We start from the raw sequence: 18,626 nt of genomic DNA on the forward strand, positions 1-18,626 counted from the left end.
ACATACGGAGCCGACGACATGAACCAGCTTGCCCAACCGCTTTCATACCGCTCGAATCATCCGCCGATCGACTTCGAAGCGGACTGTGGACCATTGTTCATACGCGGCGCGTTACCGGCCGGGCTGGAAGGCGCGCTGGTGCGCAATGGCCCGAATCCGCACCATCCGGATGCCGCGCAACACTGGTTTGCGGGGCACGGGATGGTGCACCGTTTCGAATTCTCGAATGGCGATGTTACATACCGGAACCGCTGGGTTCGCACGCAGAGATGGTGCGCGGAGCGGGCAGGCGCCGCCGCGGACGTCCGCGGTCTGGGCGCCGCAGCCCCGCAAGGCCTGGCATTCGACGACGGTGTCGCCAACACGAATGTGCTGATGCATGGTGGCCGGCTGCTCGCGCTGGAAGAAGCACATCCTCCGGTTGAGCTCGACGTGGCGACGCTGGGTACGCGCGGTCAGGTCGACTTCGGCGGCGTATTGCGGGGGGTCGTTCACCGCGCATCCAAAGTGCGATCCGCGTACCGGCGAGTTGCTGTTTTTCAGCTACGGCGGAGCTGACGGACTCGGCGCGGAAATGACCGCCGGCAGCATCGATGCGAATGGCCGTGTGACGCGCGTGTGCCGGTTCGATGCACCTTACGCAAGCATGGTCCACGATTTCGCGTTCACGTCGCGTCATCTGCTGTTTCCGGTGGCGCCGCTGACCGCGAGCGCAGCGCGCGTGAAGGCCGGCGGTCCCGCCTATGCGTGGGAACCGGAGTTCGGCACGTTCGTCGGTCTGATGCGTCGCGACGGAAGCGGCGAGATTGAATGGTGGCAGGGTCCTGTGTGCTTCGTCTTTCACGTGATGAACGCATGGGAGCGTGACGATTGCATTCACATGGACGTGATGCAATTCGATGCGCCGCCGAATTTCCCCTGGCCGGATGGCCGCGCAATCGGGGATGTCGGCCATGCGCGTCTGTGCCGCTGGACGTTCGATCTGCGTCGCCCTGAGCGCATCGCAACCAGTGAGGTGATCGCCGATGCGACGGGCGAGTTTCCCCGCGTCGACGAGCGCTTTGCCGGCGCGCAGTATCGTCACGGCTGGCTTGCGGGGCACGCAGAACAAGGCGGCGGTCTCTTTACGCGGATCGTGCATATCGACCACGACCACGGATCGCGAAAGGACGTTTACGTGCTGGACGATGACGACGCGACATCGGAGCCGGTGTTCGTGCCGCGGGAGGCAGGGTCGGAAGAAGGCGACGGCTGGATTCTCGCGGTGGTGTTTCGTGGTGCGCAGATGCGCAGCGATCTGCTGGTGTTCGATGCGCGGCATGTTTCGGCAGGGCCGCTCGCAACGGTCGAGATTCCTCACCGTGTGCCGAACGGTTTTCATGGTAACTGGATCGCGGCGCGCGACCTTGCGCTGGCGCGTGGATGACTGGACACTCTGGAGCTCGAGATGAATCTTCTTTTAGCGTTTGCCCCTTTTATCGCCTTCGCAGTGATTGAGCGCCTGGCCGGTGTGCCGGCGGGACTCGCGGCCGGCACGATCATCGCCGCCGTCTTGCTGGTGCGCGATCTCGCGACGGGCCGCCGCGTCAAGCTGCTGGAGGTCGGTACGGTCTTGCTGTTCGGCGCGCTTACGGCTTATGCGCTCACGAATAATGTGCAATGGTCGATCGCCGCGGTTCGGCTGCGCGTCGATGCGGGGTTGATGTTGATCGTGCTGGCGTCGATTGCTTTGCGGCAGCCGTTCACGCTGCAGTACGCACGCGAGACCGTCGCTCGCGAGCACTGGGACAGCCCGGATTTCACGCGCATCAACTATGTGATCAGCGCGGTGTGGGCCATTGCATTCGGCGTGCTCGCGATGGCTGATATCGTGATGGCTTACGTGCCCGCGCTGCCACATTCGACGGGAGTCATCGCGACGGTAGTGGCACTTGTCGCGGCGACGAAATTTACGTCATGGTATCCCGAACAGCAGGCGGCGAGGCAAGCGTGAACTGACGAGCTGCGCCGGCGCGTTGGGCGTCGCCAGCCTCTGTAGGCAATTGACCGCGGCAACCAATTAACTCCAATATCTTTAAGCGCAAAGCAGCGCGAACTCACCGCTGGCGCGCCAGCACGGTAGCGATCACCGCTACCCCTTCAGACTGAAACGCGCAAAATATTGATTTCACGGCTTTCGGTGAACTATTATGGGTATGTACCCGTATTTCCCGAACGCCACGAAAGCCGTTCGTAATTTGTATACCGGCGCATCCGATCGTACGCGATGCAGCACGATTGCCTGTCCGCTGTTAGGCCCACTCACGGGAAATAACGGCAGATCGAAAACTGCTTTCGACATACGAATACACATGCTCCGATTACCGCCGCGCTGCTGACAGTCTTCGTGCAACAAACGCGCGTCGCCGCGCTCGCTGCACTGTGCATCGAACAATGACATCGAGAGCTTGCGTGGATAAAACCGCTTACACGTTCGGCCCATTCCGACTGAGTCCCGCAGAAGGCTCGCTTGTCCGGGATGGGCAGCGGGTCTCCCTTGGGCAGCGTGCGTTCGAAGTGCTGGTGTTACTGGTTGAGCGCGCCGGTGAGGTCGTCAGCAATGCGGAGATCGTGACGCGCGTCTGGCCGACGACGATCGTCGATGAGAACAATCTCCGCGTCCACATCACGTCGCTGCGCAAGGCTCTCGGCGAGAGCCAGAATCGGGGACGATACATCCTCAATGTGCCAGGCCGAGGATACCGCTTTGCAACGCAGGTCGAACGCCACAAGCCGGTACCCGATCAGCGCACCCTTCCTGCTGAATTACCTCTGCCACTGACGCGGCTGGTCGGGCGCGATCCCTTCGTCAACGAGATCAAGAAACTGGTCAGCGGGAATCGGTTCGTGACCATTGTGGGCGCGGGCGGTATCGGCAAGACCAGTGTGGCGCTCGCAGTCGCCAATGCACTCAAGGGCTGCTACAGGGACGGCTGTTTCTTCATCGACCTTGCCATGCTGAGCGATCCCGAACTGGTGTCGACTGTGGTCGCCGAAGCGTTGCGCGTACCGGTTGCGTCGGAGACGTCGCTCTCGGCGATCGTCAATCACCTTCAACATCGCCACGTCGCGCTGGTCTTCGACAACTGCGAGCACGTCATCGACCGGGCGGCGGAAGTGGTCGAAGCGGTGCTGCGGACCGCGCCCGATGTCCATGTTCTGGCCACCAGTCGGGAACCGCTGCGTGCGGAAGGCGAATCCGTCCGTCAGCTTTCGGCGCTCGAGGTGCCGCCCGAACTTGACACGCCGATGACCGCCGAAGCCCTGATCCGGTTTTCCGCCGCCGAACTCTTCGTGGAGCGGGCGGCGGCGGTCGTAAGCGATTTCACCCTCACCGATGCGCAGGCCCCGCTGCTCGCGGACCTGTGCCGCAAGCTCGAAGGTATTCCGCTCGCGATCGAGCTTGCAGCCGCGCGCATCGACATGTTCGGACTCGCCGGTCTCGTCGAGGAACTTAGCGACAGTTTGGCGCTCCTGACCAAGGGCCGCCGAACCGCGCAGCCGCGACACCGCACGTTACGCGCGACGCTCGACTGGAGTTTCGGATTGCTAAACGATGCCGAGAAAGCCGTATTCGGCCGGCTTGGCGTTTTCAAGGCGACATTCACGCGCGAATCGGTCGTAGCGGTCCTTCCAGATGACATATTCGATGCAGAAAGGGTCAAGGAATCGCTGAACAATCTCGTCGCAAAGTCGCTGGTCGTGCTGCAGTTTTCGAATGGCAGGGTATGTTTTCGCCTGCTCGACATGACGCGTGCGTACGCGCTGGAGAAACTGCATGACGACCCTGAGGCCAACCTCCTTCGTCAACGGCACGCGAGGCACTTTTATGAACGGGTGAGCGAGCCGGCATTCGAGCAAAGCATGAACGACGTGAACTGGCTGACCAGTTTCCGGCAGGTCGCCGCTGAGATCCGCATCGCGCTCGAATGGTGTTTTAGCGAAAGTGGCGACAGGAACCTGGGACTACTGCTGACCGCAGCGTCGTGGTTCGTTTGGGACAATCTGTCGCTGGTCGACGAATACATGTCGTATGGCCGACGAGCGCTCACCTTCATCGGTGCCCCGTCGAAACAGACGCTACGGGCCGAAGCCAAGATTCTCATTGCGATCGGCAAGGCGCTCTACAACACCCAGGGCAGCGCGCCGGAATTGCCCATACTCTATGGTCGAGTGGACGAAATCGCAGAACAGCTGGGTGACGTGGAAACGCGAACCATGGCCGCTCTTGGCACCTGGCGGTATCACCAGGGTCTCGGGCAACACGACGCGGCGCTGGTCGAAGCCGAGACGTACGCCAATCTGCATCCGGACACGCTGGGGCAAAGCATCTATATGACGATGCGAGGCATTACCCACGTTTATCAAGGCGATCTGCCGGCGTCGAGGGAATGGCTTTCGTCTGCATTGTCGGCTTCGGCCTCAGTGCCGGACAGCCAGCGAACACAGTTCCTGTATGTACCGCAGGTGATCCATCACGCAATGCTCGCGCGCGTGTTCTGGCTGGAGGGCAATTCGACACGTGCGGTTGAATTGGCGGACGAAAGTGTATCGGTGGCGATAGCCAGCAAGCACACGCTGTCCATTTGCTTTGCTACGGCGATGGGGGCGTGTCCCGTTGCGCTATGGGCAGGTGAACTGGCAATGGCCAGCCGCAACCTGGTGCTTCTGGAGGAGCATTCCGCCGCGTTGGCCGTGTCGTTCTGGCATCGGTTTGCTGAGGCCTATCGACGCTTTCTGACCACCACGTTTGCCGCGCTCGCCATGCCCATCTCGCGCCGGCGCTGCGATGACACGCAATGGGGCTATCGGCATTTCGAGGAATACAGCGTGCTCGCGGAAGGATTCGCATCGCCGCAGTTGATTGAGCGCGCCTGGTCCACGAACCCGATCTGGTGTTCGGCGGAAATCCTGCGCCTCGAAGCCTGCAAGCTACTTCGCGAGCGCGACACGACCGCTGTCAGCAGCGTGATCGAGATGCTGGCCCGCTCACTTGCAATCGCGCGCAAACAAGGCGCACTCGCCTGGGAGTTGCGCAGCGCGACGACGCTTGGCGGGATACTGCGCGATCAACTCAGGTTCGACGAGGCGCGAGCTTCGCTTGAGTCTGTGCTCGAACGGTTTCCCGACAAGTCTGCAACGCCGGACTATCAGGCTGCGTTGCAGCTGCTCGACAACTGCGCGCCGTAGTTCGCGGGCCCGTGAGTCGACGCCATCCGAAGAGTGGCAGCGCAGGCGTCCAGACATGCGACGCCAGCCATCACGCTCAGTTCACCACAAGCGCCGACGGATGCTGCGCAAGCGGCGTGACGTGGACGGAAGTCATGAACCGGTAGAGCGGCAACGCGGTGAGCAACGTGTGCAGTTCATCGTGCGATTCGACATCGAACACACTGTAATTCGCGAACTCCCCGGTCACGCGCCACAGGTGTCGCCACTTGCCCTCTGTCTGCAATCGCTGCGAGAAAGTTTTTTCCGCCGCTTGCAAACGCTCAAGCTCGGCCGGGTTCGTGCCTGCGGGAATGACAACCTGCATATGGACGAGATATAACATGGACACCTCCAACAGCGAGCCCGCCAACAATCTGATGCTATGCCGAAGCGTTATGCACTCACTACAGGGGAGTGACCCGACATCAAGTGATACAGGACGATGCCGTACTCCGAAGCGGATTGCTGGTTCTGACCGGTCAGCAATTTACCGTCGATGACAACGCACGGCGCATCGGTGCCCGCCTCCTGATAGCGCGCTCCCGTTTCTTCGAGCACCTTCTGCGGATAGCGCGGAATGAAACCCGCGCCGAAGAGACGCTCCAGTTCGCGATCGCCGGCAGCCGGATACCCCGTGACGCGCCGGCCGCGAATCAGTTCGGGAATATTGCCGAGTGCGATCGCTCCGTGACAGATTGCGGCGACGATCTTTTCACGCATCCAGAAATGCTCCAGCACTTTCGCGAGGTCCTTGTTCGGATAGAGGTCGAAGGTCGCACCTTGTCCGCCGGCCACGTGCACGGCGTCGTACTGATCCAGTTCGACATCCTGGAGGGCGAGGGTCGTCGCAAGCCTCGCCATCAGCGAGGGATCGGACAGAAATCCCTTGCTGACCAGGTCGTGAGGTTCCGTCGTGCCCTCCGCATAGGGATCGCTATAGGGAGACCAGCCGACCTTGCCACCCTTCGGACTGGCAAAATCCACCTCGACATCACGTTCGATGAGGTGCCAGTAAGGATGGGTGATTTCCGACAACCAGGCCCCATTCTCGAAACTGGAAATAACAAAAAGGGCTTTCATGGCGCGCTCCTTGAATGATGATGTCGAGGGTATCCCGCTACGCAACGTGTCGCAATGATCGACTCCGGCGCAACAGGTCAATGACAGCTATATATTTTCTTAGTATGACTACTCTTTCGTGATGCATATTGCTACCCGACCACGACTTCGCTCACTTGAACCACCGGAACGAGATCAGTGAAATTGACGATGTCACCAAAGATCGCATTGCCATGAAGCGCCATGCCGCCCTGGAACACATCCACCGATTCACAGAAAACGTGGCACATCGCGACATAGGGCGCCGGCATTTCGGGCGCTCCGCCGGCAAGGCCTTTGTCGATCGTGTAGTACGCGCAAGCTTCCGCCAGCTTGGCCTTGACCATCGGCATATGGCGGTCCCGGTAATACTCATGATCGAACCGCACTCCGACCGTGTCCGGGTACATCACGCTAACCTTGATCATGACGCGCTCCTTCAGCGGAAATGGCAGCGACCCAATGGGCAGAAATGTGACGGACACCACATCACAAGGTCACGATGAGCCAATTCTCGTGCAGCCGGAACACCAGCAGCAACTAAAGCGTTGCTAAAGGTTGCTAACGCCCTTCAATGCGTATCGCCCGCCGCCGGCATGTGAATGATGAGCGCGCCATTTCATCAGGCCTGGTCCACGCCGTCCTCGTTCTGCGAGGACAACTCGCGGCCAACCTTGATGACGATATTAAGCGCATGCCGAAGCCGAACCGCCTCCGCCGCGCCAAAGCTGTCTTCAAAGCGCTGATGGACCTCTTCCCACAGCGGCATCGCTTTGGCCAGCATGCGCCGGCCAGCCGCGGTGAGGTCGACAACCCGTTCACGCCGGTCTTCGCCAATATCGAGCCGCACGAATTTATCGCGCTGGAGGGGCCGCAGATTTCGTCCCAGGGTAGAGCGGTCCATAGCAAGCACGTTGGCAAACTGATTTTGCGTAATCGGACCAACGGCCGCGAGGCGCGCAAGAATGGAAAACTGGGTCATCTTCAAGCCTGTGGGGCGGAGCGCTTCGTCGTACGCGGCGCTGAGTACTCGCGCCGCGCTGCGAAGGGTCGAGCAATTGCACTGCAAAGCTTTCATATCGATTTCCTGAGCACGATCGTTCGAGTATAGGTAAATCCGTGCATATGCTCCATTCCTGTTGTGTCGCACCCGCAACCCTGCGTTAGCAGCAATTTATATCGATTTATTCGCGAATTCCGCTGCAGCGACCCATCATCAAATTGCGGGCGACGGTGCGAGCCGGACGCTCCTCGCGGGTTTTGAAGGTCGCGCTGCCGGAACAGGAGGCTGTCATGTCTTACGCGCCGATACTCACCGAATCGCAGCTTGAACGGGTTCGCGTCTTCACGAAACCGCGACAGGCCGCAGCCAGTGAAGTGCTTTATGACCCTGACGACGACACGCCGCCGGTGTACGTCGTGATAGACGGCAATATCCGGATCATCTCGTTCGCGGGTGGCATCGAGCAAACGGTGACGACCTACTCAGCAGGCCAGTTTTCCGGGGAATTGCTGATGATTGCCGGCAGGCGATCGATCTACCGATGCCAGGCCGTCACGTCATCGAGCCTGCTCGAACTGAGCGCAGAAAATCTGCGTACGTTGATCAGCAAGGATGCTGAGTTAAGCGACATATTCATGAAGGCGTTTCTCGCACGTCGTCTCAAGTTGTCCAGCGATGGTCATAGCAACGTGCTCATTCTGGGCTCACGTTATTCAGCGGGGACGCTCGCGCTTAGAGAATTCCTGACGCGAGACGGCCATCCTTTCGCCTACGTCGATCTCGACACCGATCGCACGGCTCAGGAAATGCTCGACCGCTTCGGCGTATGCAGCGACGATGTCCCTGTCGTGATCTGCAACAACGGAAAAGTGCTGAGAAATCCAACGCCACGCGAAGTCGCCGAAGCGCTGGGTTTCAACAGGAATATCGACGATTCCCAAGTGCGCGACATCGTGGTCGTAGGCGCCGGTCCCGCAGGACTAGCGGCCGCGGTGTATGCCGCATCAGAGGGGCTCGATGTGCTCGTGATCGAGCGTGCTGCGCCCGGTGGACAAGCTGGCTCCAGCTCGAGGATCGAAAACTACCTCGGTTTTCCAACCGGGCTGTCCGGTCAGGAACTGGCGACAAGCGCGATTGCCCAGTCGGAAAAGTTCGGTGCAAAGATCATGGTGGCACGCAACGTCGCACGCCTGAACTGCAATGAACGCCCCTACCGGCTCTCACTCGATGACGGCCAACAGATCCTTACTCACGCCATCGTGCTTGCCACCGGCGCCACGTACAACCAGCCGGCGCTGCCAAACATCGATCGCTTTACGGGTCGCGGCATTTACTACAACGCCACCTTCATGGAAGCCCAACTGTGCAAGGACGAGCCCGTGGTCGTCATCGGCGGCGGCAATTCCGCAGGACAGGCCGCCGTGTTTCTCGCGCAGAACACTGCGGGCGTACAGATGCTGATCAGGTCGCATGGTCTGGCCGACACGATGTCGCGCTATCTGATCCAGCGCATTGAAGAAAATCCGCTCATTCACATGCACTTCAACAGCGAGCTCGCCGGCATGAGCGGCGATGACCACCTTGAAGAGGTGTCGTGGCTCGACAAGACGACGGGCGAAGTGACCACGCAGCCGGTCCGGCATGTCTTCGTCATGACAGGCGCTTCACCGAAAACCGGATGGCTCGCCGGCTGCCTGTCGCTCGACCGACAAGGGTTCGTGCTGACAGGCCGGGATCTGGAAAATGCCACGCCGCCGCAGCCGTGGACGCTCACGCGACGTCCCTACATGCTCGAAACCAGTCTGCCTGGCGTGTTCGCCGTGGGCGACGCGCGTGCGGGAAACGTGAAACGCGTTGCATCGGCGGTGGGAGAGGGTTCCATCGTCGTGCACATGGTGCATCAGGTGCTGGCGGGAATTTAACCATGCCGCTCGCATGAGCCGCTCATTGACCACTCTTGTTTCGATAACACGCCTGAATCGCGAAACCGGCAAACACGTTTCTGCGACCCAGGCAATTGCTCAACCCGCCGAGGAGGCTTGAATCATGAAAACCGCAAAGGAACTGCTGCAAGCGTATATCGATGGAAGCGCGCGCGAATCTGCCGCGCTCTTTGCCGAGAATGGCGCGCTTGAGTTGCCCTATCTGTCCGATCTGGGGGTTGAGCCACGTTATGAAGGGCCAGCGAATATTGATGCATTCCTAACCTTTCTGCATGAACGGATGTACCCGGGTTTTCGCTTCGTTGATGTACAGATTTATATCGACACGCCCGAGCAGGCTTTTGGCGAATACACGATTCATCACCAATCGGGCATTTCCGGTAAAACGGTCCACCAGCGCTTCTTTGGCCACTGCACCGCCGCGAACGGCAAGATCGTCCTGCTGCGCGAAGCACTCAACGTATTTGCCGCAGCGGACGCGATGTTCCCCGGCGGTCTGGCAGACGTTGTCGACAGGACGAGCGAACGATGAACCTCTCATCTTCTCAAACGGATCATGTGATTCAGGCCGCGCAAGCACATGCAGGAAAGCTTGGCGTAGCCGCGTGCATTGCCGTACTCGACGTGGGCGGCCATCTCAAGGGCTTTGTGCGGATGGACCGCGCGTGGCTGGGAACAATCGATGTTGCAATCAAGAAGGCCAGAACGTCGATCCTGTTCGAAACCGATACCGAGCAGATCTGGGAGGTTTGCAAACCCGATGCTCAGGCGCATGGTCTTGAACTGACCAACGACGGTCTGGTCACCTTCGCGGGCGGCATGCCGCTGCTCGACGCACACGGTGAACTGTGCGGTGCAATTGGCGTATCGGGCGGCCAGGTGACCGAGGATCGGACAATCGCCAAGGCCGGTCAGTCGGCATGGCTCGAACAACTGTCGCTGCTTGCGGGCGAACGCGTGGATGGAGAACGGTCATGTTGAAGACGATACTGATAACCGGCGCGGGATCAGGTCTGGGCGAAGGCACAGCGCTTGGCCTCGGACAAAATGGCCACCGTGTCATCGCTGCGGCACATAGCTGGACACAGGTGACGCAATTGCGTGAAAAAGTCGCTGAATTGGGCCTCGATAATGTTCGCGTCGAAAAGCTCGATCTGCTCGACACATACGACGTCGCGAATGCGTTGACCTGGGACTTCGACGTTCTCCTAAACAATGCAGGTATCGGAGAAGGCGGTCCGATCGCGGAAATTCCGCTCGACCTGGTGCGCCGCAACTTCGAGATCAATGTATTCGCGCCTTTGCACCTGACCCAGCAAGTTGTGAAGCGCTGGATCGATGCTGGGAAAGCAGGAAAAGTCGTTTTCGTCTCGTCGATGGGCGGCCTCTTCAGCCCGCCGGGTTTTTCCGCCTACGCGGCAACCAAGCACGCAATCGAAGCGATGGCGGAGGCGATGCAGCAGGAAATGAAGCCTTTTGGCATTCAGGTTCAGACAATCAATCCAGGCGCGTTCCTGACCGGTTTTAACGAAGCGATGGCGGAGAACGCGTTCCGATGGCTGAACGACGACGTTCATTTCACAGGGCGCCAAGCGTTGCGTGACACCTATGCGGCCTTGATCGGCAACCCCGAGGGCCGTCTCGACCCGTCCGACATGATTGCGCGCATGGTCGAGATCGTGCCCGATAACCAGGGAAAATTTCGCAACGTCGTACCGCAGTTCGTGGAAGAGCTTCTCAGGAAACACCAGGCCGCGATGTGGGATAGACGCATCGAATAGCGGCGCTTGTCAGTACTCGGTCGACGGGTGCCAGTCAGATCCCGGAAACAGGCCGGTCGAACCCGACCGGCCTGCAGTCCGCGCAGGTTCGGGTCAGGAAACCCTTCGCCGTCCCATTGCATCGGTCACTACTGCATCATCGCGTGCTGAACCGCCGCCTTCTTCAAACGGCGGCTGATGGCGAAAACCCGCGCTGCCGGACACCACCGCAATGATGGCGCCGACCACCAGCGCCGCAAACGAATACCACGTCGCACGGGCAATGCCACGCGCGGCCGTCTGCGCCGTTTGCATCGCGTCCTGCTGCGCATCGGCGCCGGCCGCCGCCGACGCTGCCCCCTCCACCGCTGCCTGCGCCTGCTGCCTGGCGGAATCGGCGAGCGATCCAGGCGGTTGATTACCCGCCGCCGCCCCGACGGTCGCAGTCGTCGCCGCGACGTTACCCGCCACGCTGACCGCCCCGCCAATAATCGATGTCATGCCATAGAGAAGCAGCAAGGTCATCACAGCCCACGCAAGCAAACCGTGAAGCCATCCGAGCACCGGCGCGCAACGCCCCGCAAAGTACGAACCGATAAACACGGCAAGAACGGTTGTAACAATCACCCACACGCCCGAGCCGAATCCAAAGACGCGCCCGGGATTTGGCAGCGACATGGGCGCGAGAAGAGACGCGCCTATCGCGGTCCCCAGCACGCTCATGATCAAATAAACGATCAGCGACAGGATCACGCCGGCTATGACCGCGCCCCACGCGATACGGGGCAAGCCATCTTGAGTAGTCAGGAGTCGCATAGGTGTCCCCTCTGAACGGGAAGTCGATTGTCGAACGGATTGCCGACGACATTGCGCCGGGCAACCGCTCTCTGCAATCGCCGTTCCCACACTTCAGGGTCGGCTCAAGCTGGCATCTTCGTTGCAAGGTGTTAAACACGAACCACGAACGCGCGATCTCGTTCGGTTCATCTGCTTGCAAAGCAGCAACATCCGCTTAATACCGAGGGAATCGTGCACATCCTGTTTATTGATGACCATAAAGATTCAGCCGACGCGTTTGGCGCGATAGCGTCCGGCCTGGGGCACAAGGTTCAAGTTGCGTACGATGGCCACACCGCGATGGAGTTGATCCAGGCGCAGAGTTTCGATGTCGTTTTCTTCGACATCGAATTACCCGACGCCGATGGCCGGGAGCTATGCCGGCGGGTACGCAACGAAGGTGCGTCCCGCGACGCGTGTGTAATCGCGGTCACCGGCAGGACCGATCTTGGGGACAAGGACCTTGAACCGTTCGACGGTTATCTGCACAAGCCGATCAGCGCGGGCGCTTTGGAGCATGCGCTGAAATTCTCGGAAGGCTGAATCAGCGCATGGCGTTTTTTCGACCCTCGGCGTTCGTCGCAACGGCGATCGCATCAAGATTCTGCGGATACGGGAAGTTCAATCCGAGCAACTGCCGCATCGTCGGGCTAGCGTTCTTGACGAACGTTTCGCCGACCATCGTGCGCAAATCTTCCATCGGCTTGACGAATTTCGGCAGGTATTGAATCAGCACCGCGCTGCGATCCTGCGTGCTGTGGTTTGGCATCGCGCAATGCCAGGTCGCACCGAAGAAAACAATCGCGTCGCCGGGCTCCGCTTCCATGCGCTCGCAGCGCTCGAAGAAGGCATCGCCCTCGCCGGGATAACGCAATTCATGCTGCGTGTGCGGCACAAAAGCCGTCGCACCGGTTTGCGCCGTGAACGGATCGAGCGGAATGGTCACTTGCGCGTTGAGTGGAAAACTCGTGTTGATGCCAACGGGAAATGTCGTCGCCGCATGAAAATCCCAGTACGGGTAATCGATATGCGGCTCCTGTCCTGGACCGTCCGGCAAGATCCGGTTCGCTGCGATCGACCCCATGATGAAATCGTCGCCGAGAAAGAGCCGCATGGCCGCGACAATAGCCGGCTGCTCGGCCATCTCCGAAAACACGTCGCCTTTGGCAAGCAGATTCCACACGCGCCGCTGTAAATGCAACCGCTGGTCTTCGGCCGCCTGTCCCTGAAAATGCGTGACCGTCTGCGCGCGATCCTGCGAATGCGCCATCACCACGCGCCGCGCTTCCGCCACCTGCGCTGCGCTGAACACGCCACGAATACGCACCGCGCCCGGTCCTCGCAGCAGCGCTTCAACTACTCCTTCAGGCGTCACCGCGCCGGCTTCCATGCTGTCCACAGCAGTCTCCTTGGGCGAATTCACGCAGCACTCCGGCTGCTAATGCACACAAGCATAGAAGACCGCTTTCGTCAATGCAACGAAAATTTCACACGTTAATTCGGTGGAATTTAATTTCTATTTTAGAAAACCATAGCCGATGCGGCCTGCAGACGTACTTGATGGAAATCCATCATTTTTTTGAGTGAGCAGCAAGCGGTGGTCATCTATCGTTGTCTCAACAAGAAGGCCGCCCGGCGGTCGGACCTGACGGGAAGTGCTCAGACATCGCTTAAACATTGCTTGAAACATTAATAAGCAGGAGACAACCCATGTCCTCGACTCCCGGCGTCAGCGACGGCGATGCGGCCAAGCCCGGCCTCACCGACCCAAAGCTCGATGAGCGTATCGGCCAGCAGTGGTACCAGCCGCGCATTCCCCGCGCCGTTCTGAAAGAGTTGATGAAACGCAGCGACGCCGAAGGCCTCCGCAACTTCGTGCCATGGCTGTTGCTGCTGGTAGCGTCGGGTTGGGTGGCGGCGTTCTGTTGGGGAACGTGGTGGGCGGTGCCGGCCTTCCTGGTCTACGGCACGATCTATTCGTCCAGCGACGCCCGTTGGCACGAACTCGCCCATGGCACGCCGTTCAAGACCCGCTGGCTCAATGACGCCTTCTATCACCTGTCTTCGTTCATGACGATCCGCGAAGGCTACTGGTGGCGCTGGAGCCATGCGCGGCATCACACGCACACATACTTCCAGGAGCGTGATCCGGAAATCCAGGTCGCACGGCCGACGCAGGTCTTGCCGATCATCGTCGATTTCTTCGGACTGCTGGGTAGTTCGCTAGAGATCCGAAAGATCATCCGGCATGCGCTCGGCCGCGTAGATGCCACCACCGACGCATTCCTCCCCGCCACCGAAAAGCCGAAGATGATCTGGTCATGCCGCATCTATCTGCTTGTTGTCATCGGCACGATCGGACTTGCCATCGCACTCCGTAGTTTCCTGCCGCTGATGTTCGTGTGGACGCCCCGTTTTTACGGCGGCTGGCTGCATCAGTTGCTCGGCCTGACGCAGCATGCGGGGCTCGCGGTCAACGTGAAGGACCATCGGTTGAATACACGCACGGTGTACATCAATCCGGTCTTCCGCTTTCTGTATCTGAACATGAACTACCACCTCGAACATCATCTCTTGCCGATGGTGCCGTTCCACGCGCTGCCGCGTTTGCATGAAGTCATCAAGGATCAGCTTCCGCCCGCTTATCCGAGCCTTTACGCGGTGTATCGCGAGATGGTGCCCGCGTTATGGAAACAGCGCTCCGAGCCAGACCATGTGATCGAACGCAAGGTGCCGGTTGAAAGCGGTCCGCACGGAACATTTGCGACCCAGTCGGGCATCTGAACAACTTTAACCACCCGGAGGCTTTTGTGGCCGTTGAAACGAATAACATCGAATGGGTCGTCGCCTGCGCTGCCAGCGAGATCGCCGAAGAAGACGTAATCCGTTTCGATCACGCTGGCGCGAGTTACGCGGTGTATCGGATCGCTGAAGGTTTTTTTGCGTCGGATGGCTGGTGCACCCACGAACGCGCGCATCTCGCCGATGGCTTCGTGCTCAATCGGGAGATCGAATGCCCTCTGCATCAGGGACGTTTCGATATTCCCACAGGCAAGCCCAAAAGCCCGCCCGTCTGTGTCCATTTGAAGACTTACCCGGTGCGCATTGAAGGCGGCGAAGTGCTGCTCGGTGTACCGCCGCAAGCCAAGGCAGCGTCATGAAAAACCGGGCCGCCATGGTGATTATCGGCGCCGGGCAAAGCGGAGCGCGCGCCGCCCATGCGTTGCGCGATAACGGCTGGGACGGCGAGATCACGCTGCTCGGTAACGAAGGGGTTGCGCCTTATGACAGGCCACCGCTCTCCAAGGCCGTTCTGCTCGGTCAGAAAACTACGGCGCAGTGTGCGCTGTATGACGAGACGTTTTACTCCGGGCAACGCATCGACCTGCGTGTCGATGCAAGCGTTCAAAAGATCGACCGCGCAGCGCGCAAGGTGGTTTTGAAGGATGGGCATACCGTCGCCTATCAGCGGCTGCTGATCGCGACCGGCGCGGCGCCGCGTCGCTTGAGCGTGCCCGGTGCGACGCTCGATGGCGTACATGTCTTGCGCACGGCAGCAGACGCCACGAGCATCGTCGGCGAGTTGTTGCCGGAACGGAAGATCGCGATCGTGGGAGCAGGATTTATCGGGCTGGAGATCGCAGCAACGGCCATTGCAAGAGGCTGTGAGGTGATCGTGATTGAAGCGGCAGCCCATGCACTCATGCGCGCCGTGCCGGAGATAGTCGCGGCGTATCTGGTGGAACGGCACAGGCAGATGGGCGTGGACGTGCGTTTCGCCGTGCAGGTCGACCGGATCATTGGATCGACGATGAAACGCGTTACGGGCATGAAGCTCTCGGACGGCACGACCGCCGCGTGCGATTGTGTGATCGTCGGCATTGGCGTGAAGCCGCGCACCGAGCTGGCGGAAGCGGCGGGCATCGACGTAGCAGACGGCATCGCGGTGGATGACACGCTGCGCACCAACGATCCGCACATCTTCGCAGCCGGCGATGTCTGCTCGTTCCCGCACCGGCTGTTCCGCCGGCGCATGCGACTCGAATGCTGGAAGAACGCGGAAGACCATGCGCGCATTGTTGCGCGCAACATGCTGGACCGAGGCGAGACTTACTCCGAAGTCCCGTGGTTCTGGTCCGATCAATACGACATGACCATCCAGATTGCTGGCATGCCCGCGTTCGGCGTGACGACCGTCGTACGTGAGACGAGCGCCGCATCGCGGGTCTTCTTTGTGCTGGATCGCGACGGCGTGCTGGTCGGCGCGAGCGGCGTGGGACAGGCAAGCGAGATCGCGCGTGACGTGCGCGTAGCACAGGAGTTGATTGCGCGGCGTGCGTGCGTTGAACCTTCGTTGCTCTCGGATCGCAGCGTAAAGCTCAAACCTCTCCTTGCCGTGGAGGCACTATGACGCAACGGCTCGACATCTATCAGTCGCTATGGGCAATGGAGCGCCGTCATACCGATGGTCATGAACGTTCACTTGAAGACAACATAGCGATGATCGCGCAAGCGGGTTTCAACGGCGTCAGCGCTTCTTACGCATCGCGCGATGATGTGCGTCGGCTTAGCGGTTTGTTAAGACCGCTCGGCCTGCAAGCAGAAGCACAATGTTTTCCGCGTACGGTCGATGACCTGCAACCGATCCTTGAAATAGCCACCGAGTTCGGCGTGCATCACATCGACTTGCAGCCCGATGTACGCCCACGTCGCCTCGATGGCGCGCTCAAGTTAATCGATGGATGGACGCGACTCGCCGAGCAGGTGGATTTTCCGGTGTATATCGAAACGCATCGGGACCGCATGACAACTGACCTGCATTTCACGCTCGATCTGCTCGATGCCCGGCCGCATCTGAAACTGCTCGGCGACATCTCGCACTATCTGGTCGGACGTGAATTCGCGCTGCCCGTGTCCGATGAAAACCACGCGGACATGCACCGGATTCTCGACCACTCGTGGGCATTTCACGGCCGCGTCGGGAGCCGTGAACAGGTGCAGATAGAGATCTCATTCGAGCCTCACCGGATCTGGGTTGACCTGTTTCTCGACTGGTGGCGTTACGGCTTTGCGTCGTGGCAACGGCGCGCTGGTCCTGACGACACGCTGGTCTTCACGTGCGAACTCGGACCCAGGCCTTATGCAATCATCGGCCGCGATGGCAACGACACGACCGACCGCTGGGCCGAATCGCAGTTGATGCGCGACTGGATTCGGGAACTCTGGAATGGCCTGAGCCGCCAGGAAAAATCCGCGCCGTTAGCGCCTAGTCGCTGAGCGGAAGGTTTTCACGTAACAACACCGTGACCGGAATTTGCTGCGGCAACGCCACGCCGGGATCGCGATGATAGTGCCGCAAGATGATTTCGATGGAACGCATTGCTTCGGCGGCCGGATTCTGGTCAAGCACCGCGTCAAGCGTTCCTTCAATGAGCAAGCGCCGCGAAATGTCGTTGAGTTCGTGGCCGACGAACACTGTCGAGCGAACGCGGTCGAGCGCCTGGAGCGCCGCGCCGACGCCTTCATCGCCGACTGAAATGTTGTAGATCCCGCGCAGGTCGGGATAACGCCGGAAGGCGTCGCGAGTGAGGCTTTCGGTGACCGCCGATTGCTCGCGGCTCTCGACGGTCTCCACGATGTCGCAGTTAGGGAAACGCCGCCGCAGTACCGAACGGAAACCGCTTTCGCGTTCTTCGTGGCCGAGGAAATCATGCATGCCCGTCATCACGAGCACCTTGCCTCCCGCATCGCCGAGAAAGCGGCCCATCAGCTCGCCCGCGACGCGTCCGGCGCCGCGATTGTCGATACCCACGTAAGCCAGCCTTCCCGTTCCCGGCAGGTCGCTGGCGAGCGTGACGACCGGCATCGCGCGGCTGACCAGGCGCAGTGCCGCCGTGATGTCGGGATGCTCATACGCGACGATGATCAGCGCGTCGGCCTTCTGCGTCGCGCGGCTGATGGTCTCGACCACGCGCGCCGGTTCGAGGTTATCGAAGTAGGTCACTGCGCAGATCACGCGCTGCGCTTCGAAGGTCTTCTGGGCAATTTCAAAACCCTGCTTGAGATAGACGTAATACGGCGCAACGGGTTGTTGCAAAAGGATTGCTATGCGCAGCCATCGCACCGATACCGCGTCGAGCGCCCGATCGATCTTGAGCTTGCGCGCCCATTCGAGCACGCGCCGTTCCTTCTCGCGGGAGACGCCGCCGCGGCCGTTGAGCACGCGATCGACGGTTGCTTCGCTGACGTCGGCGGCCTTGGCGATGTCGGCCATGCTCGTTTTGCGGCGGTTGGTCGGGTCGGGCATGAGCCTTATACGGTTTAGGGGATGAACCACGGGACTGGCCTGATGATCGCACTCGCCAATGGTGTTAGTGGTCGGGGTTTATGCCGAGGTGGTCGGTTCTGGGGTTAGCGGTCTGAGTCTATGCTGGGTTGGTGCTTTCGGCCGTGGTGGTCTGCGAGAGTCGGATTTTCTCTTTATCACTATTAGCCACTGTGCGTGGCGGCACGTCATTTCTTTGTCCAAAGCGACAAAGAAACGAAGCAAAGAAAGCGCTTTAACCGCTCTACCCTAAGTGTCCACAGCGTTCAGTTTCTATTCATAGGTGCCCCAAAAGCACGGTGCTCGCCAGAGCGAAGGATGTTTGAACCCCTCCTTCTCCGAACACGGATACCCACACGCTTCGCCACCAGTGATTGAACCTGCCCAAGGGGCACCCCGCGCTATCCGCG

General features: G+C 60.1%; 20 protein-coding genes. 13 read left to right on the forward strand and 7 right to left on the reverse strand.

Translation table 11 applies throughout. The annotated features are described in order from the left end of the window. The first annotated feature begins 18 nt into the window (after positions 1-18). The 4 genes from ACSQ8V_RS30840 (at position 19) to ACSQ8V_RS30855 (ending at position 5,229) form a co-directional block, all read left to right on the forward strand. A complete protein-coding gene (locus ACSQ8V_RS30840; protein WP_436208309.1) occupies positions 19-558 on the forward strand; it encodes a carotenoid oxygenase family protein in 540 nt (179 codons plus the stop codon). After that, positions 530-1,426, forward strand: coding sequence for a carotenoid oxygenase family protein (locus ACSQ8V_RS30845; RefSeq protein WP_436208310.1), 897 nt, complete (start codon positions 530-532; stop codon positions 1,424-1,426). Before ACSQ8V_RS30840 ends, ACSQ8V_RS30845 begins: the two co-directional genes overlap by 29 nt. A 21-nt stretch (positions 1,427-1,447) precedes the next feature. After that, positions 1,448-1,993, forward strand: a complete 546-nt coding sequence (locus ACSQ8V_RS30850; RefSeq protein WP_436208311.1) for a hypothetical protein — start codon at positions 1,448-1,450, stop codon at positions 1,991-1,993. A 458-nt stretch (positions 1,994-2,451) separates the two neighbouring features. Beyond that, a complete protein-coding gene (locus tag ACSQ8V_RS30855; protein WP_436208312.1) occupies positions 2,452-5,229 on the forward strand; it encodes an ATP-binding protein in 2,778 nt (925 codons plus the stop codon). 76 nt (positions 5,230-5,305) lie between these two features. Here ACSQ8V_RS30855 and ACSQ8V_RS30860 read toward each other — a convergent pair whose 3' ends face one another. From ACSQ8V_RS30860 to ACSQ8V_RS30875, 4 genes are all read right to left on the reverse strand, one after another. Continuing rightward, positions 5,306-5,593, reverse strand: coding sequence for a muconolactone Delta-isomerase family protein (locus ACSQ8V_RS30860; protein ID WP_213765241.1), 288 nt, complete (start codon positions 5,591-5,593; stop codon positions 5,306-5,308). 50 nt (positions 5,594-5,643) lie between these two features. Then, entirely contained in the window at positions 5,644-6,330 is a 687-nt protein-coding gene (locus ACSQ8V_RS30865) for a type 1 glutamine amidotransferase domain-containing protein (protein ID WP_213765242.1), read from the reverse strand. 131 nt (positions 6,331-6,461) lie between these two features. Beyond that, positions 6,462-6,776, reverse strand: coding sequence for an EthD family reductase (locus ACSQ8V_RS30870; protein WP_436208313.1), 315 nt, complete (start codon positions 6,774-6,776; stop codon positions 6,462-6,464). Positions 6,777-6,970: 194 nt separating this feature from the next. Next, positions 6,971-7,426 (reverse strand): MarR family winged helix-turn-helix transcriptional regulator, encoded by a 456-nt coding sequence (locus tag ACSQ8V_RS30875; protein WP_436208314.1) that lies wholly within the window; start codon positions 7,424-7,426, stop codon positions 6,971-6,973. A gap of 215 nt (positions 7,427-7,641) precedes the next feature. On the opposite strand from ACSQ8V_RS30875, the gene ACSQ8V_RS30880 reads away from it, so the two are divergent. From ACSQ8V_RS30880 to ACSQ8V_RS30895, 4 genes are all read left to right on the forward strand, one after another. Then, positions 7,642-9,273: an FAD-dependent oxidoreductase gene (locus tag ACSQ8V_RS30880; protein ID WP_436208315.1), complete on the forward strand. Its 1,632-nt coding sequence runs from the start codon at positions 7,642-7,644 to the stop codon at positions 9,271-9,273. A gap of 124 nt (positions 9,274-9,397) precedes the next feature. Then, positions 9,398-9,826 (forward strand): nuclear transport factor 2 family protein, encoded by a 429-nt coding sequence (locus ACSQ8V_RS30885; RefSeq protein ID WP_436185523.1) that lies wholly within the window; start codon positions 9,398-9,400, stop codon positions 9,824-9,826. Next, positions 9,823-10,275: a GlcG/HbpS family heme-binding protein gene (locus tag ACSQ8V_RS30890; protein WP_436185524.1), complete on the forward strand. Its 453-nt coding sequence runs from the start codon at positions 9,823-9,825 to the stop codon at positions 10,273-10,275. The genes ACSQ8V_RS30885 and ACSQ8V_RS30890 overlap by 4 nt, the downstream gene beginning before the upstream one ends. Further along, positions 10,269-11,075, forward strand: a complete 807-nt coding sequence (locus ACSQ8V_RS30895) for an SDR family oxidoreductase (protein WP_436185525.1) — start codon at positions 10,269-10,271, stop codon at positions 11,073-11,075. Before ACSQ8V_RS30890 ends, ACSQ8V_RS30895 begins: the two co-directional genes overlap by 7 nt. A gap of 93 nt (positions 11,076-11,168) precedes the next feature. Here ACSQ8V_RS30895 and ACSQ8V_RS30900 read toward each other — a convergent pair whose 3' ends face one another. Further along, the gene (locus tag ACSQ8V_RS30900; RefSeq protein WP_436208316.1) at positions 11,169-11,870 is read right to left on the reverse strand and encodes a hypothetical protein; all 702 of its coding nucleotides are present in this window, start codon (positions 11,868-11,870) and stop codon (positions 11,169-11,171) included. 213 nt (positions 11,871-12,083) lie between these two features. Between ACSQ8V_RS30900 and ACSQ8V_RS30905 the strand changes: the two genes are divergently transcribed. Continuing rightward, positions 12,084-12,434, forward strand: coding sequence for a response regulator (locus ACSQ8V_RS30905; protein WP_213765249.1), 351 nt, complete (start codon positions 12,084-12,086; stop codon positions 12,432-12,434). Between the two features lies 1 nt (position 12,435). On the opposite strand, the gene ACSQ8V_RS30910 is transcribed toward ACSQ8V_RS30905, so the two are convergent. Continuing rightward, positions 12,436-13,314, reverse strand: a complete 879-nt coding sequence (locus ACSQ8V_RS30910; RefSeq protein WP_436208317.1) for a phytanoyl-CoA dioxygenase family protein — start codon at positions 13,312-13,314, stop codon at positions 12,436-12,438. Positions 13,315-13,601: 287 nt separating this feature from the next. On the opposite strand from ACSQ8V_RS30910, the gene ACSQ8V_RS30915 reads away from it, so the two are divergent. The 4 genes from ACSQ8V_RS30915 to ACSQ8V_RS30930 are packed head-to-tail and all read left to right on the forward strand — an operon-like array spanning position 13,602 to position 17,168. Next, positions 13,602-14,675, forward strand: coding sequence for a fatty acid desaturase (locus ACSQ8V_RS30915; protein WP_436208318.1), 1,074 nt, complete (start codon positions 13,602-13,604; stop codon positions 14,673-14,675). Between the two features lie 26 nt (positions 14,676-14,701). Then, positions 14,702-15,052: a non-heme iron oxygenase ferredoxin subunit gene (locus ACSQ8V_RS30920; RefSeq protein WP_436208319.1), complete on the forward strand. Its 351-nt coding sequence runs from the start codon at positions 14,702-14,704 to the stop codon at positions 15,050-15,052. Beyond that, positions 15,049-16,302, forward strand: a complete 1,254-nt coding sequence (locus ACSQ8V_RS30925; RefSeq protein WP_436208320.1) for an NAD(P)/FAD-dependent oxidoreductase — start codon at positions 15,049-15,051, stop codon at positions 16,300-16,302. Before ACSQ8V_RS30920 ends, ACSQ8V_RS30925 begins: the two co-directional genes overlap by 4 nt. Further along, positions 16,299-17,168, forward strand: coding sequence for a sugar phosphate isomerase/epimerase family protein (locus ACSQ8V_RS30930; protein WP_436208321.1), 870 nt, complete (start codon positions 16,299-16,301; stop codon positions 17,166-17,168). The genes ACSQ8V_RS30925 and ACSQ8V_RS30930 overlap by 4 nt, the downstream gene beginning before the upstream one ends. On the opposite strand, the gene ACSQ8V_RS30935 is transcribed toward ACSQ8V_RS30930, so the two are convergent. After that, positions 17,158-18,165 (reverse strand): LacI family DNA-binding transcriptional regulator, encoded by a 1,008-nt coding sequence (locus tag ACSQ8V_RS30935; RefSeq protein ID WP_255631434.1) that lies wholly within the window; start codon positions 18,163-18,165, stop codon positions 17,158-17,160. The two genes, ACSQ8V_RS30930 and ACSQ8V_RS30935, sit on opposite strands and share 11 nt — an antisense overlap. Positions 18,166-18,626: the final 461 nt, after the last annotated feature.

Source organism: Caballeronia sp. LjRoot31 (assembly GCF_964253885.1).
GTDB lineage: Bacteria > Pseudomonadota > Gammaproteobacteria > Burkholderiales > Burkholderiaceae > Caballeronia.